This window comes from Bacillus sp. BD59S, from assembly GCF_007363175.1.
Lineage (GTDB): Bacteria > Bacillota > Bacilli > Bacillales > Bacillaceae_G > Bacillus_A > Bacillus_A pacificus.
Window position 1 is genome coordinate 3,096,852 of sequence record NZ_CP034686.1, and the last position, 15,920, is coordinate 3,112,771.

General features: G+C 34.3%; 13 protein-coding genes and 1 pseudogene. 4 read left to right on the plus strand and 10 right to left on the minus strand.

What is annotated here, in order from left to right; genetic code table 11:
* Positions 1–86 precede the first annotated feature (86 nt).
* Positions 87–980: a LysR family transcriptional regulator gene (locus tag EKQ63_RS18120; protein ID WP_087954747.1), complete on the minus strand. Its 894-nt coding sequence runs from the start codon at positions 978–980 to the stop codon at positions 87–89.
* Positions 981–1,102: 122 nt separating this feature from the next.
* On the opposite strand from EKQ63_RS18120, the gene EKQ63_RS18125 reads away from it, so the two are divergent.
* Complete coding sequence (locus EKQ63_RS18125) at positions 1,103–2,068, plus strand: quinone oxidoreductase family protein (RefSeq protein WP_143881371.1); 966 nt, start codon at positions 1,103–1,105, stop codon at positions 2,066–2,068.
* A 264-nt stretch (positions 2,069–2,332) separates the two neighbouring features.
* Here the strand turns inward: EKQ63_RS18125 and EKQ63_RS18130 are convergent, their stop codons facing one another.
* From EKQ63_RS18130 to EKQ63_RS18150, 5 genes are all read right to left on the minus strand, one after another.
* Positions 2,333–3,115 (minus strand): putative protein N(5)-glutamine methyltransferase, encoded by a 783-nt coding sequence (locus EKQ63_RS18130; protein WP_087995670.1) that lies wholly within the window; start codon positions 3,113–3,115, stop codon positions 2,333–2,335.
* 275 nt (positions 3,116–3,390) lie between these two features.
* The gene (locus tag EKQ63_RS18135) at positions 3,391–4,101 is read right to left on the minus strand and encodes a histidine phosphatase family protein (protein ID WP_143881372.1); all 711 of its coding nucleotides are present in this window, start codon (positions 4,099–4,101) and stop codon (positions 3,391–3,393) included.
* A 161-nt stretch (positions 4,102–4,262) separates the two neighbouring features.
* On the minus strand, positions 4,263–4,787 hold the full coding sequence (locus EKQ63_RS18140; RefSeq protein WP_074603168.1) for a GNAT family N-acetyltransferase: 525 nt from the start codon (positions 4,785–4,787) through the stop codon (positions 4,263–4,265).
* 6 nt (positions 4,788–4,793) lie between these two features.
* A complete protein-coding gene (locus tag EKQ63_RS18145; protein WP_143881373.1) occupies positions 4,794–6,695 on the minus strand; it encodes an endonuclease MutS2 in 1,902 nt (633 codons plus the stop codon).
* Between the two features lie 453 nt (positions 6,696–7,148).
* Entirely contained in the window at positions 7,149–7,868 is a 720-nt protein-coding gene (locus EKQ63_RS18150; protein WP_143881374.1) for a hypothetical protein, read from the minus strand.
* Between the two features lie 234 nt (positions 7,869–8,102).
* Here EKQ63_RS18150 and EKQ63_RS30590 point away from each other — a divergent pair.
* A pseudogene (locus EKQ63_RS30590) lies at positions 8,103–8,189 on the plus strand (exosporium leader peptide); the annotation flags it as partial.
* Positions 8,190–8,283: 94 nt separating this feature from the next.
* On the opposite strand, the gene amyS reads toward EKQ63_RS30590, so the two are convergent.
* Positions 8,284–9,825: an alpha-amylase gene (gene amyS / locus EKQ63_RS18155; protein ID WP_087954741.1), complete on the minus strand. Its 1,542-nt coding sequence runs from the start codon at positions 9,823–9,825 to the stop codon at positions 8,284–8,286.
* Positions 9,826–10,028: 203 nt separating this feature from the next.
* Here amyS and EKQ63_RS18160 point away from each other — a divergent pair, with 203 nt between their 5' ends.
* Both EKQ63_RS18160 and pepF read left to right on the plus strand, forming a co-directional pair.
* Positions 10,029–10,820 (plus strand): arylamine N-acetyltransferase family protein, encoded by a 792-nt coding sequence (locus EKQ63_RS18160; RefSeq protein WP_087954740.1) that lies wholly within the window; start codon positions 10,029–10,031, stop codon positions 10,818–10,820.
* Positions 10,821–10,937: 117 nt separating this feature from the next.
* The gene (pepF, locus tag EKQ63_RS18165; protein WP_143881375.1) at positions 10,938–12,725 is read left to right on the plus strand and encodes an oligoendopeptidase F; all 1,788 of its coding nucleotides are present in this window, start codon (positions 10,938–10,940) and stop codon (positions 12,723–12,725) included.
* A 48-nt stretch (positions 12,726–12,773) separates the two neighbouring features.
* Here pepF and EKQ63_RS18170 read toward each other — a convergent pair whose 3' ends face one another.
* The 3 genes from EKQ63_RS18170 to EKQ63_RS18180 all read right to left on the minus strand — a co-directional run bounded on the left by EKQ63_RS18170 (position 12,774) and on the right by EKQ63_RS18180 (position 15,888).
* Positions 12,774–13,820, minus strand: coding sequence for an agmatine deiminase family protein (locus EKQ63_RS18170; protein WP_143881376.1), 1,047 nt, complete (start codon positions 13,818–13,820; stop codon positions 12,774–12,776).
* Between the two features lie 230 nt (positions 13,821–14,050).
* The gene (locus EKQ63_RS18175) at positions 14,051–14,872 is read right to left on the minus strand and encodes a MerR family transcriptional regulator (protein ID WP_087954737.1); all 822 of its coding nucleotides are present in this window, start codon (positions 14,870–14,872) and stop codon (positions 14,051–14,053) included.
* Between the two features lie 38 nt (positions 14,873–14,910).
* The gene (locus EKQ63_RS18180; protein WP_143881377.1) at positions 14,911–15,888 is read right to left on the minus strand and encodes an agmatine deiminase family protein; all 978 of its coding nucleotides are present in this window, start codon (positions 15,886–15,888) and stop codon (positions 14,911–14,913) included.
* Positions 15,889–15,920: the final 32 nt, after the last annotated feature.

Sequence of the window (15,920 nt, forward strand, 5' to 3'; positions counted from 1 at the left end):
AAGAACCGATACTTGTTATATTCAAGCATCGGTTCTTTATACAAAATTGCCATTTTTTCTTTTATATAAAATAAATATTTCTCCACTTAATCCGTTGTAAAAAACTCCCTAGTCACATCAATAAATTGCTGCAGTGGCACTGTCATCCATTTATCTTTATGCCAAGCAATTTGTGTAAAAATTGGATTGATAGTATTTTCTAGATGTAACTCTTTTATCGTACCCTCTCGTATATCTTTTTCTACTACTATTGCCGGTAAAACCGCTATACCCAAATCTGCAATCACACATTGTTTAATTGCCTCGACACTAACAAACTCAATCTTATTTGCTGGATATATGTCTTTCACACGAAATAACTCCTCAAATAAAGTCCGATATGAGCACCCTATTTCTGTTAATAAAAGTGTTTCCTTCTCTAAATCTTTTATAGAAACGGAAGTTTGCTGGAATAAATGATGCCCTGAAGCAGCTACTACTTTTAATTCTTCTTTCATAAGAGGCTCCACATGTAAAGCATCTTCTGTTTTACATTCATCCAAAATAAATGCAAGATCGACTTTTCCCTCCATCAATTGTTCCTTCGCATCTTTATTGGAATGCGCTGGTTTAAATATAAGCTTTATTTGAGGAAATTGCGCTTTGAACCTCTTTAATATAGAAGGAAGTCTATATGTACATTGGCTTTCTTGCGCACCGATTATTAACGTACCAGCTATTTCTTCATCATCTTTCACAGCCATTTTCGCTTCATTACTAAGTGCAATCATCTTGTCGGCATATAATTGAAACTTTCTGCCTGCTTCCGTTAAAAAAAGACGTTTCCCTAATCTTTCAAATAACGGCGTACCTAGCTCAGTTTCTAACGTTTTAATTTGCGCCGTTACGCTCGATTGAGCAAAGTTTAATTTCTTCGCAGTTTGGGTAAAGTTCAAAGTATCTGCCGCTACTTTAAATGTAATTAATTGTTTTATCTCCATTTATTATCCCTCTTTTCAATCGATATTTCCGATTGGTTCCATCGAAATAATCCTCTTTGTCTATTGATATTTATATTGTATGATAAGGAGCATCGAAAAACAATAAAATGGAGGTATTCCATATGAAAGCACTTTGTTTCGAACAGTTTGGGAGTCCAGATGTACTACAATATAAAGAACTAAATGATCCAATCATAAATCCAAATGAAATTCTTGTCCGCACGAAAGCAATCGGTTTAAATTTCGCCGATATTTATAGACGCCGCGGTGATTATCATCTCGCTGGCAATCCACCTTATATATTAGGTTATGAAGGCGCTGGTATTGTTGAAAAAGTAGGAGCTGACGTTACGAATATCAACCCTGGAGACCGTATTGCATTTGCTGACGTTCCATTTGCAAATGCAGAATTAGTTGCCGTTCCATCAGAAAAAGCAATCCCACTTCCGGATTCTATTTCTTTTGAAACAGCCGCTTCTGTCTTATTGCAAGGTTTAACAGCACATTATTTAACGAAAGATAGTTATCAAATAAAACAAAGTGATATAGCTCTAGTACATGCTGCGGCTGGCGGCGTTGGTCAACTTCTTATTCAAATGATAAAACTACTGGGCGGAAAAGTAATCGGCCTCACGTCATCAAACGAAAAAGCAAAGATAGCCACGTTAGCTGGTGCTGATCACGTATTTTTATATACGGAAGCATGGCATACAAAAGTAGTTGAAATAACAAATGGTGATGGAGTAAATGTTGTGTATGAATCAGTAGGTTCTACATTAGAGGAAAGTTTTAGCGCTACTATAACTGGTGGTACTGTCGTATTTTACGGAATGGCCGGTGGTAATCCTGCGCCAGTTGATCCTCGTATGCTTATGGATACTTCAAAAACTTTAACTGGCGGAGACCTTTGGAACGTGCTTACTACTTTTGAAGAACGAAAAAAACGCTCTACTCAATTATTTGATTGGATCGCAAGTGGAAAATTAAACATTGCGAGCCCTACTACATTCTCTTTACAAGACGGTGCCCGTGCACATGAATTATTAGAGAGCAGAAAAAGTACAGGGAAGATTTTATTAATCCCTTAATCGTTCCCATTTAAAAAGGAAGATAGGTTAAATTTTATCAAAACCTAAATTGAAAACAGTTAATAAATGAAAGGACATAACATATTTTATATAACTAATATGTTATGTCCTTTCTTCTTAAAATAACGAGCCCGTGTAGCTTTGGAATAAATTTTGTGCTCCTTACTCACTTAAAACGCCCTTTAAGTGAATATAGATTTTTTATTTGTATATCGCTAGGAAATTATCATTCCACTTGTAAATAAGACTACGTACTGATTTATGCTAAAAACGAGAATTCACTCCTATAACAACAGTAGCGTCTAGTTCCTCGTCTCTAGCCACTTTCGGAGTAAGCCCAGCACCCGCAAAGATTTCACAGGTGTGAGTTGCCTGCATTTCACTCGTCTCTATTAAAAGATGGCCTCCCGGTGCTAGCCAGAGAAATGCTTCTTTTGCTACTCTTCGCTGAATGTCAAGTCCATCCTCTCCTCCGTCAAGCGCCACCTTTGGTTCATGTAGGCGAGCCTCCTGTGGGAGCAGCTTTATTGCCTTGGTAGGAACATAAGGTGCATTTGCAACTAGGGTGTTCACGCGACCTTTAAGTGAGTAAGGCAAAGCTTTATACAAGTCACCTTCAAAAACATGGCCACCGAAATCTGTTACGTTGCGGCTTGCACATCTTACTGCGACAGGATCAATGTCAACGGAATACAGTTCAATTCGTCCTAAAACTGCTACTAGAGCTGCACCCACAGCCCCTGACCCACAACATAGATCAACGACGATATCACCAAAACATGACAGAGCTTCTGCCTGGTGAACAAGAAACTCTGTACGTTGACGAGGTACGAAAACACCTCGGTCCACTTCTATCCGCAATCCACAGAATGCTGCATATCCAACAACATATTCAAGTGGTAAACCATCGACTCGCATTTCCACCATTTTCTTTAAGTCCTCTGGTGTTTGTGCCTCTGACATAAGTAACCGGGTTTCATCTTCTGCGAAAACACACCCCGCGCTCTGAAGCCTGTTAATGATATATTTTTCCGTTTTATTTTCCAAAAAGAAATTAAATTCTCTTCCTATTTATCTCACCACTTTTTCTTATTTATAACCCTTTATTCGTTAAAAATTGGAGATATCCTCTTCAACAAAATGGCCCTATGCAAAAAAATACACCCTTATTCAATCAAAGGATTCAATTGTCGAACAAAGAAACACTTTACATAATAGATATATTCACCAGGATATCCCAACCTGTTTTTATAATTGATATACTAAATAAGAAAAGGAAGCTAGATTTCTCTACCTTCCTTTTCTTATTTCTATATGAATTTTTATATTTCCACACTTTCTTTCCCTTTTGCAACATAACTCATATCTCCAACAGACTCGACGATATATTCCCCATCTTTATATAAAATTTTCGTTACACTTGCATTCTCTACTCCAAGTTTTGTTTTACTACTGTCTAGCATTTCAATTAATGTAGTAATCAAAAGCCCATGAACGACAACTAAAACGTTGCCGCCTCCATTTGCAGCAGCTTCTTCACTAATTTTATCAATCTCTACTTTGATACGAGTAGAAAATAATTCCCAATCTTCCGCTTGTTTCGTAGGATCTGCTGCTCTAATCAGATTAATCACTTCTTGAATAGAAAACTTCATAAGTTCTTCTGGTGATGTAACACCCGCAGCTTTTCCAACCACATCCCACATATTTTCAAGCTTTTCACCTTCAAAAATACCGAAATTTAATTCTCTTAAATTTTTCCTTTGCTCAAGTTTCAATTTTGATTGCTCACTATATTTTAATACTAAATTAGCAGTTTCAATCGCTCGGCCGCTATCACTACTATACGCATTCATAAAATGAACATCTTTTAATCCCATTCCTAAATTCGCGGCAACTTCCACACCTTTTTCTACTAACGGAGAGTCTGCCCAACCTTGCGCGCGATGGTTTGTATTTAATATTGTTTTACCGTGTCTTGTAACATATAACGTAACTACATTCTCATTGCTATTTGTTTCTCGATTCTTCATTCAATTCTCTCCCTTTACATTTCTATATCAATTTTACCACCTTAATTATTCATTGAGCAAAATATATGTAAGTAGCTTCACTTAATAAAAAACGCTACCTTTCTGTATATCCCTACAAAAAGATAGCATCTTTTATGATTACATTTTTTCAAACAATACTCCTACTCAGCAAATGCACTCGAATATTGCACAACTCCTTCTATACCTTGCAGAGCGTTCTCACTTAGCTCAACCGCCATAAACACTTCATCTGGCACTTCAAATGGTGCTTTTATATTCCACTCACTTGCTTTCTTAAAACCAAATTTCGGATAGTACTCTGAATGTCCTAATACTACAACTGATCCGTATCCAAGTTCTTTCGCTTTCTCTAACGCAGCTACTATAAGTTTTCCACCAATTCCTTTTTTCTGATAGTCCCTAGCAACTGAAACTGGTGCAAGTGCTAATGAATCTACAGAAGCTCCATCTTGTTCTATCGTAATTTTAGATAACATAATATGACCGACTATTTCTTCATCTACTGCAACGATTGATAACTCTGGAATAAATGCGTCACACTCTCTAATACGTTTTACAAGTTCATGTTCCTTTTTATCACTAAATTCTTCATGTAAAAATGCTTGTTGTACAACTTCTTCCGTTTTTCTATAATCGGTTTGTCGTTCTTGTCTAATCGTTACCATTTTAATTTATCCTCTATTTTTTCTTATTTCTTTTTGGATTTGACGAAGTGCTTTTTTCGATCCACGCTCAATGTCGTGTTGCATTTTTCTCTCTTTATAATCGACAAATAGTGTATTTAAATCATATCCCTCTGGATATAATTCTTTTGCTGCTACCTCCAAAGTAATACGTTTTACGTTAACTTCAACGAATTCACCGTTATAATATACAACGACGTTATAAAAATTATCTATTTCCTTATAGATAATACCAAAATCATCGTAATCTAATAAATTTACACGATCGCCGATTTTGTACTCGTAATGGTTTTCTCTTTTTTCCTGCACAAATTTTGGTTTTCTAATTTTACTTTCATTCAGTTTTTCTAAAGCATATTCTTTATTTTCCATATATTCTTTCGCTCTTTGTAGTACACGCTCTCTTACGTTCATTTTATTCGCAATCCAAAGTGCATTACTTTCACCTGATTTACCGATCACTAATTGATAAAGCGGTTCTAGTGTCTCACTATTAAATTGCATCGCTGCGTTCATGAAATCATCGTGCATTTCTGAGAAGCGTTTAATTTCACCGTAATGCGTACTCGCAACTGTAATACATCCTGCAAGATAAAACTCCTCTAAAATAGAAATTGCAAGTGCTGCTCCTTCATTCGGTTCAGTCCCGCTTCCTATTTCATCAAATAGTAGCAACGTATTATTATTTGAAATCCTCATAATCTCAGATAAATTTTTCATATGTGATGAAAATGTACTTAGTGCATTCTCAATACTTTGATTATCACCAATATCTACAAATACATTTTCAAAAATAGCAATTTCTGTTTCTTTATCTCCAGCAATATGCAAACCTGACATTGTCGCTAATGTTAACAATCCAATCGTCTTTAACACAATTGTCTTCCCGCCCGCATTCGGCCCTGTAATAATTAAACTACGATAGTTTTGACCGATTTCAAAGTGTAATGGTACTACTTTTCCACTTAAAAGTGGATGCTTACAATTTACTAAATGAACGTAGCCATGATCATTTAACTTCGGCTCTATTCCATCAATCGATTTACTAAACTTTGCTTTCGCAAACACCATATCATACTGACTAATCAATTCCATATTAATTTTGATATGATAAATATTTTCTACTACCATTCCTGATAAAGTCGCTAAAATTTGATATTCTTCCATCGCTTCTTCTGCTTTCAAACTTGTGAGTTCCACATTTAACTTTGTAACCGTATGTGGTTCTATAAATACAGTAGAACCTTTAGCGGAAGCTTCAACTATACTCCCCGCAACTTGATTTTTATAAGAAGATTTAATCGGAATCGTGTACCTATCGTCCTTCTTACTAATAAAGAATTCTTGAATATACTTCTTATTTGCACTACTATTTAAAAACTTCGTTAAACGTTCTTTTATTTTCCCATCTACCGAATCAATGTTATTTCGAATTCGTTTTAACTCTTTACTAGCGGCAGAATCAATACTATTTCCTTTAATTGAAAAGTTAATTTCCTCTTCAATACTTTTATATTCAGTCATTGAATTTGCATAAGAAGCTAATACTGGCGCAAAAAATTCTTTATCTAACATAAACTTTTTAATCTTTCTACATCCACGTAAAAAATCTGAAACACTTACTAATTCTTCTGGATCTAAAATCATCCCTTTTTCTAATTTTTGAATTGTACTTGCGATATTTGAAATACCGAAGAAAGGCACATGCCCTTCTGCATCTAATATAGCTCGTGCTTCTGTCGTTTCATTTAATCGATTCCTTACTACTTTTATACTCGTACTCGGCTCTAATTTATTTATTAATTCTTTTCCTAATCCACTTACACAATAAGATTTCACTATATCCTTTAATTCGTTATATTGTAACTTTTCAAAAGTCATCGTATTCATTTTGTTTCTCCTCACTATGATTGATTTCTATCATAAATGAAGATACCTACTCATTAGATTCCAATGAGTTTTACATTATTCAATCACCATTTTTATACATTTAAAATATACACAAAAAAGCTGCGGGGATACCGCAGCTTTTACATTTACAAGGCATGAGTAATAAACATATGAGGAAATAAACCATAAAAACAGATGGCAATCCCCTTATTACACGCTTTATAAAGTATTGTAGGTATCTTCATAGGTATTGAAATAAATCCATGACAAAATTAGGGGTAAGATATACATAAAAATCCCCTGTTCTTATCCGATTCATTTCATTCAATTTTTCCTATTTAGTACCTACCGCACTCACAAAAAGCACCTCTCATTAATTTATATTATAGTCATTGAAATCTAATTTACTGAAATCATCATACTATATGTTTTGTAAGAAGTAAAGGTGTCAAACTATTGCCTTGCAGATTGTAAAGCTTTCATATAATCAACTTTTTTCTCAAGGGTCTTTTTCGCATCTTCAGCTGTTACTATATAATCTACCGCAATATATTGCAATACGTCCTTATTATCATTTGGCAACTGAATTATAATATCATCCACACTACTCCTACTATTTTCAATCGTTTTATTAAATTCCTGAATACTTCTCGCAACTTCCGCTAATGTTTCCATATGTGCCCGGTTGTCTAAATCCAAAAAGATATTACTTCTGAAAACCGCCGTAATATAATGCTTCGGATGTTTCTTCGCTATTTTTTTCTCTGCATCCTTACCGAAAACAGTGTCCCCTGTTTGCATTTTCTCGAAAGTAAGCATAGTATTATTCCCTTTTTCTTCATAATATGTATTGAATCTTTCTCGTAAATCATTCGCTTCTTTTTTTATTTTATAGTTATCATTATTTACCTTTGGAGAGGTTCGTCCATCGAAATACATTTGAAATTGCAAATATGGTTCATCTACTTGCTGTACATAAGCTATTCGTATATCTGGTCCTAAAAAATCCTTTCCTTGACTCGGTATTTCAATTCGATCTAGTTTTACAGAAATACCATGCTCCGACTTTGTATAACTTTGTGCTTTTTGTTCAATTTCTTCACCTGATATATCACATGATGTTAATAGTAATAAACTACACATTATGCTATATTTCATTATTGTTCTTTTCATATCGCCTCTCCTTTTGCTACTACTACCTATACAGAAATGTCCTTATGGATTTTAATTTACGATTTATATAAAAAACTTCTTCTAATAATCATATGTATAACAAAACTATCAGTTACTACTTTACACTTATAGTGTAATTTTACACTATAATGATTTTATCGTAAAGCAAATATAATATCTATTTAAATCACATTAAAAACATACTAATATTTAGTTCTACAGCAATCACAGTAAGGAGATGTTCTTCAAGTACGAATAAGAGAAATCACGGGTGACATCATTTATTCCAATGCATCTCTTGTTGTTTCAAAAGTCGACTAGTTCCTTTATTAAAATAAAGATTTAGGAATGATAACAATATAAAAAGAAGAGGAAAACTTATATTTCAGTCTACCTCTTCTTTTCTATGAACAATTCACTGCTGAACATATATGGAAACTGATCCTCCACTTACTTGGAACTGTCCCCAACCATCCTTATTAATTGTTACAGTATTTGCTTGATTACCCGTAATATCGTACCATACTTCCCCTGCGTTATTCTTTCCAACATCCATCCACTTTGACCCCCCTGGTCCATCAGAGATTAATGTTGCTAAACCAGAATTAGCATGTACACTATCACCTTCTCTTGTCCAGCCAATCACATCTGGATGATCAAAATAATCACGCTGCGTACCATATGCAAAGTTTTTTCGTGCCGTCAAAATTGGATCAATTTTGTCCTTTAACGCTGGAATTTCATAGTTACTATTTCCTTTTGTACCATAGTAATCACCATAGAAAACAGAAGGATATCCCTCTGCACGAGTTAAAATAAATGCATATGCCAAAGGTTTGAACCAAGGACTCACTACAGATTCCAATGACTGACCAGGCTGTGAATCATGATTTTCAACTAGCGTAACTGCAAGTGTAGGGTGATTCGCAACTACTGTTCCTTTTAAAATATTTCTCATATCATAATTTCCATTTCCTGTTGAAGCATAATGAAAATTATAATGAAGTGGTGCATCAAAAACAGATTGATTATAATTGACTTTCGCTAGATAATTATTTAAAGTTTGAATATCATTTTGCCAATATTCAGCAACTGTAAACATTTCTTTCCCTGTTTGCTGTCTGACATGATTTACCCAATCGCGTAAATATTCATGATCAATATGTTTAACAGCATCTAAACGAAAGCCATCTAAATTTAATTCATTCGCATACCACGTCCCCCAATTTTTCATCTCATTCGCAACATCTGGATGATCAAAATCAAGGTCTGCATACATCAAATAATCATAATTTCCATTCTCACTAGACACTTCCCAGTCCCACGCTTTACCTATACCCCTAAATTTATAAATTCGATTTAATTTCCTTCCTTCATCCCAATCCGTTCCATCAAAATGATACCATTTCCATTTAAAATTAGAATACGTATCTCCGCGCCCAGGAAAGTTAAACCCCGTCCACGCATTAATTTCATAATCACCTGATACCTCAATATTTCGATTGTTACGGTCTACCTCAACAGCTGTTACAGTTTCAGTATAATCTGCTCCACCTTTATGATTCATAACTACATCGCCGTATACATCGATGTTTTGCTTATGTAAAGCTTCAATTGCAGATTTCAATTGTGCTTTCGTACCATATTTCGTCCGTACGGTTCCCTTTTGATTGAATTCACCCAAATCATATAAATCATATGCTCCATATCCTACATCATTTTGCGTAGTTCCTTTATATGCAGGCGGTATCCAGACAGATGTAATTCCTTTTTGAGCTAAATTTCCAGCATCCGAATGCAAGCGGTTCCAATGATTCCCATCATTTGGAGCATACCACTCAAAATACTGCATTAATGTTCCATTGTTAACCGTATCTGCATACGCTTTACTCCCCCCATATATACTAGGTAAAAACATAACAACTGACAATCCGACTATTGTTATTCTTTTAAACATCTGTACTCCATCCCCTCCCAAGAAAACGTTTGCATAGTTTATCAGAATTATTATAATATTCGTCCCTCTGTTAGTAAAGTATCAATCTCTCACTCTTCCACATTATTTTGAATCAAACTTCAAATATTCAACGTAGTTTTCATTTCACATCCCATTCAAGATTGTTTACAATTTATCTATAAAAGCATAACGGAGGGATTTCTATGACCGACTTTCAAAAACAATTTTTTGCACGATTACATATAGTAGAAAAACACAAAGTTTCATTTGAAGATTTACCTAACATTATGTACGCGATGGCACAAACTGTCCCTTTTGAAAACTTAAATATACTCGAAAACACCTTTACAGAAATATCAAAAGAAAATCTAAAAGAAAAAATTTTAGTAAACAACCGTGGCGGTCTTTGTTATGAACTTAATCCTACTATGTATTACTTCCTTAAAGACACTGGATTTGATGTCCATCTCGTTTCAGGAACAGTATATAACGCCGCAAACTCCATATGGGCCGTTGATTCCGGACATATTGCAACTGTTTTAAAATATCAGGATGCATTTTATTTAATTGAAGTTGGTTTCGGATCATACTTACCTCTTGCACCTGTTCCTTTCTCAGGTGAAGTCATTCACTCCGTTACAGGAGATTATCGTATTCGTAAAGAAATGACCGAAAAGGGAAACTACATGTTAGAGATGCGTAAAAACAATGAGTTTTTGGATCAATCTTCTGCGGATGATTGGACGTTAGGCTATGCATTTTATATAGAAGAAGTGGATGAAGAAAAAGCAAATGCGGCACAAAAAATTATTGTTGAACATGAGTGCTCACCATTTAACAAAGTACCTCTTATTGTAAAACTAACTGCAGATGGGCATGCATCTTTAACAAAGGATAGTCTCACAATAGCGAAAAACGGTAAAAAAACGAAAGAAAAAGTTACAAATGGGCAATATAAAAATCTTTTACATTCAAAATTCGGAATTACATTATAATTTTTCAAGCCTTGCCATTTTAGCAAGGCTTTTCAATTTTCAGCAGGGATTTTTTGCAATTTGTTGTATTTCATAGTTATATAGGAATATAACTACATATTTAGAAAGGAAATGATTATGACAGAACTTAAAGATCGACTAGAAGTAGCTGATAAAGAAAAATGGGATTTAACGGATATTTACGATACCATTGAAGATTGGGAAAGCGATTTTCATAAAATTGAAGTATTAACGAAAGAATTACACGAGTTTAATGGAAATATTCACGATGGCAATAGTTTATTAGCCTATTTAACAAAGAGTGAAGAAATTTCTAGCATAATAACTTTAATGTTCGCTTATGCACGATTACAATCTGATCTTGATACACGCGATACTGACGCTCAATCTCTTGTCGATAAAGTAACACAATTACAAGTGAAAGTAAGTGCAGCTAAATCTTTCTTTTCTCCATTCTTACTTAGCGTAGATGAAAACACATTACAATCTTACATAGAAGAAGCAGAGGGCTTACAATATTATAAAGAAGACTTATTTGAATTATATCGTTATAAAAAGCACGTATTAAATAAGGACCAAGAAGAGATTTTATCACAAATGGGCGAAGCGCTCTCCTCTCCGCAACATACATATGGCATGTTAAATAATGCAGATATATTATTTGGTGAAGTGACTACTAATGAGGGAGAAAAAGTTACTTTAACACGAGGAATGTATGCAAAGTTAATAGAAGATGAGAACCGCGAAAAACGTAAAGAAGCCTATAAAGCTTATTACAAACCATACGTTCAATTAAAGAATTCTATCGCTTCTACTTTATCTGCTACTATTAAAAATAATTTTACTGTTTCTAAGCTAAGAAAATATCCATCAGCCCTAGAAAAATCATTATTTGGTGATATGGTTCCGAAAGAAGTATACGAAAACCTAATTGATACAACGAAAAAAAACATTCAATCTTTACATACTTATAATAAACTTCGAAAAGAAAAATTAAATGTAGATGAACTACGCCAGTACGATTTAAGTGTTGATTTAGTATCTGGTGTAAAACAAGACATTCCATACGATAGAGCGTTTAACATAATGATTGAATCACTAGCTCCTTTAGGTGAAGAATATATTGAAACATTAAAGAGCTTTAAAGATAAACGTTATATCGATGTGAGAGAAACGCCAGGAAAACGTTCCGGTGCTTATAACTTTGGTGTATATGGTGTTCATCCTTTCATTCTTTTAAATCATCACGATGATTTAAATAGCCTTTTCACTCTTACTCACGAATGTGGGCACGGTATGCATACGCACTACTCACACGGATATCAACCAAGAATTTCTGCACACTATACTATTTTCGTCGCAGAAGTCGCTTCTACAGTAAATGAAGTGCTATTAATTCATCATTTATTAAAAGAAGCAAAGGATGCTGATGTACGTAACCATTTAGTAAACCATTTCATCGAGAAATTTAAAGGCACTTTCTTTACACAAATCATGTTCGCTGAGTTTGAAAAAATCACACATGAAATGGCACAGCAAGGTAAACCATTAAATGCCCAAACCTTTAGCGAGGTTTACGAAAACTTGTTTAGAGAATATAATGGCGACTCCCTCGTATTTGACGAAGAAGTAAAATACGGATGGGCTAGAATACCGCATTTCTATCGTCCATTTTACGTGTACAAATATGCAACTGGATTCGCTTCTGCAATCCAAATTGCCGATAAGTTATTGAGCGGCGATCCAAATGCTCAAAAACATTATATTGAATTCCTTAAAGGCGGAAGTTCAGACTACCCATTAAACTTATTGAAAAAAGCTGGTGTTGATTTAACTACGCCAGAACCGATTGAAAGTGCATTAAATCGTTTTAGTGAACTTGTTGAAGAATTTTCAGCATTATAAAAAGCATGCAGAGTATATACTCTGCATGCTTTTTTCATTTCGGTTACTTTATACTAAATGTTGCTGCGTCACACAGTGAATCATGCCACCATACGCAAACAGTTCATTTACATAAATACCGACAATTCTTCTTCCTGGAAACTGCCCTTCAATGATTTGAAGCCCTAACTTATCATGTTCATCACCATATATAGGAACTAATACAACTTCATTTCCAATATAAAAATTCAAATATGAACCCTTACATTCTGCTTCTTTCACCATTTTTCTTGTCACCGGTACTGGTATGAGCTGAAATGGTTTTCCATCTATATTTCTTGTTTGTCGCAATTCTTGATAATGCTTTTCGTACGCCTCCAAAAGGTATGGTTCACCTTCCCCGAAAGGATCATATTCATAAAGAATCGTATTTTCATTTACAAAACGTGCAGCCCCATCAATATGGTAGTCTGTATCTTCATCATAATTATCCTCTCCTCGAATACCAGTTATCCATATAAAATTCGTGACCCCTAAATGCTTCGTTAACTCTATTTCAATCTCTTCCTGACTTAGTGTAGGATTTCGATTTTCATTTATAATAGAAGTTTTTGCCGCCATTAAGGTTCCATTTCCGTTTACCTCAATTCCCCCGCCCTCTATACAGACATTAGATTCAACTTTTGGAACGCTATACCTTTCACTTATTTTAGTTGGTATAATAGCATCTTTTCCATACGGATATTTATCTCCCCAACCATTAAATACCCAGTGTGTTAGGCGCAGATTTCCATCTTTATCTTTTACAAAAATCGGTCCATTATCTCGTACCCAGACATCATCAGTTTCTTGTACTAAGAAATCAATTTTATCCATATCCACTTTCGCTTCCATTAACTTCGATTGCACATGTACTTTTTCTTCCTCATCAAATACCACAATATGAACAGTTTCTCCGTAATGAAGCTCCTTTGCTATCGTTACCCAAATATCATCTAGCTTAGCTCTGTACCCTTCACCTCTATGAGCTTTATCATGAGGCCATTGGAGCCATGTCCCCTCATGTTTCTCCCATTCTGCAGGCATATAAAACAAACTATTTTCTATATTCCTCATACATGTTCCCCCCTTCTCTGAATGTAAGTACAGTCTATACTTTGACATCGTGTTAAGGTCAACAGGAATATATTACTTTACTTATAACCGATTTGTAAGACTACTCTTTGTTTTCTGTAATTAGATTTTCATGAAAACTTTCGCGTCTAAATTTTTATCGACACTCCTTTCAATAATTACTTTTGTAAATAAAACGAGGATTGACATTAACATTATGTCAATCCTTATTCTCATTCTATTTTCGTAACTAAAAAACAAATTTGTGTCACATACTCTTCTACTAAACAATCACATTCAGGTCCCTTTATATACACTTCATATGGATGGTCATCTATTATATAACCGTTCTTTTCCACCCACTCTTCTAATGCCATATAGGCATAACCTATATAGTCATAGCTACCATAATGCATAGCAGTAACAATTTGATGTTGGTGTATCTTTTTTATTTCGCATCCTTGTAATGCATCTTTACCGTCCCCATCCATAATCGGAATTCTTAATTCAATATCGCTGTGACCCGGCATAAATTCTTCATCATAAAAAACGGTATAAGGAGAACCTACTATTTGCAAACTATTTCTTTGTACTTCTTCATATAAATCATAAAAATAATCATCCATATGTTCTATATCTATTTGTAACCTTTGAGCAATTACGGTTATTTCATTTCTCGTCCCATTTAATATATCGTAATTTCTATGGCGAGCAATATTTAAATCCTGATTCATATTGACCATTTCATTCATTTCAGAAATAACCTGTAAATTTTGTTTCACTTCATGAGACAACTCAATGATTTGCGCTTGCATATGGTGAATAAATGAATCTTGATCTGATGACTGCAGTATTACTTTAATTTTCGGCAAAGGAAACTTGTACTCTCTGAGCTTTTTAATTTTCAGTGCTATTTCTAGCTGCCCTTGCTCATAAAATCTATATCCATTTACCGGATTCACATATGCCGGTTTCAATATTTCCTCTTTATCATAATGTCTTAGCATCCGTGTACTCATTTTACAAATCCGCGAAAACTCAGTAATTGTATACATATACTTACCCCTTGAATACATTTTCTTATACGCTTATTTTAAAACCAATCAAAAATCTTCCTAACTGAAAAATCTTCATTCTGATTGTTCAATCTTTTCATTTTTGAAGGTAACAAATGCGAAGGACAATACCACGTTAAACAATTCATTGCGCCTCCCATAGTTGAGATTTCTCCTACATGAATTTGAATAACTTGTTTCTCTGTATGTTGTTGAATATATCGTAAAACTTCTCTATCTTTAGCTAGCCCAAACATAGGGACGTAAAGAGCATCACATGTTTCTAACATATTTATATATAATCCTTTTGCCGACGCTATTTCTTGATCATATTGCCCTTTCTCTGTATATGACGAAGGAACAACTATAAATTTAGCTTCTGGCATTTGCTCTTGAATAATCTCTTGAACATGATATCTAAATTCATCATCCCCTAAAAAATCACTAATAAACATCGTATGTTCATCAATAAATTTAACCATTCCATCCGCGTGTGCAAGTACGTCCCCTTCTTCAGCAGGAATAATAATAACTCGGCTCACATCCAAATCCCATTCCAGTTGCTCTATAATTTCTTCTTCTGTCCAATCATAATTATCATCAAATATGCGTTCTGTTAAAATAACAGTATCTTTTTTATTCCAAATAAGATTACCACCGTCCAATATTAATGGTGATTTCACATACTCAAAGTCGTTCTTTTTCAACCACTTATTAAATTGTTGATCTAAATATCGCCCTTGATCCTCTGGCAAATAATTTGGTCGATATTTAAATTTAACAAGATGATTCGTTACAACTGGCGCAACATCCCTTAACCAAATATCATCATACTCAAAAAAGATCGTATGGAATTCTTGTTCTTCAACAGATAAAGAAATAAGTTGGTCTGTAGCCCCCTTTTTTTCATTTAAATTTTCATTAAAATAAATAAGTTCTTCATAAAACGGTTCATAATATTCATTTGATTCATTCGGTATCGCAGTAAAAATAATTCCCTTTTGTTTGTGTTCCATTTTCTTTCCCTCGCTTTTTTATAATAATTAAG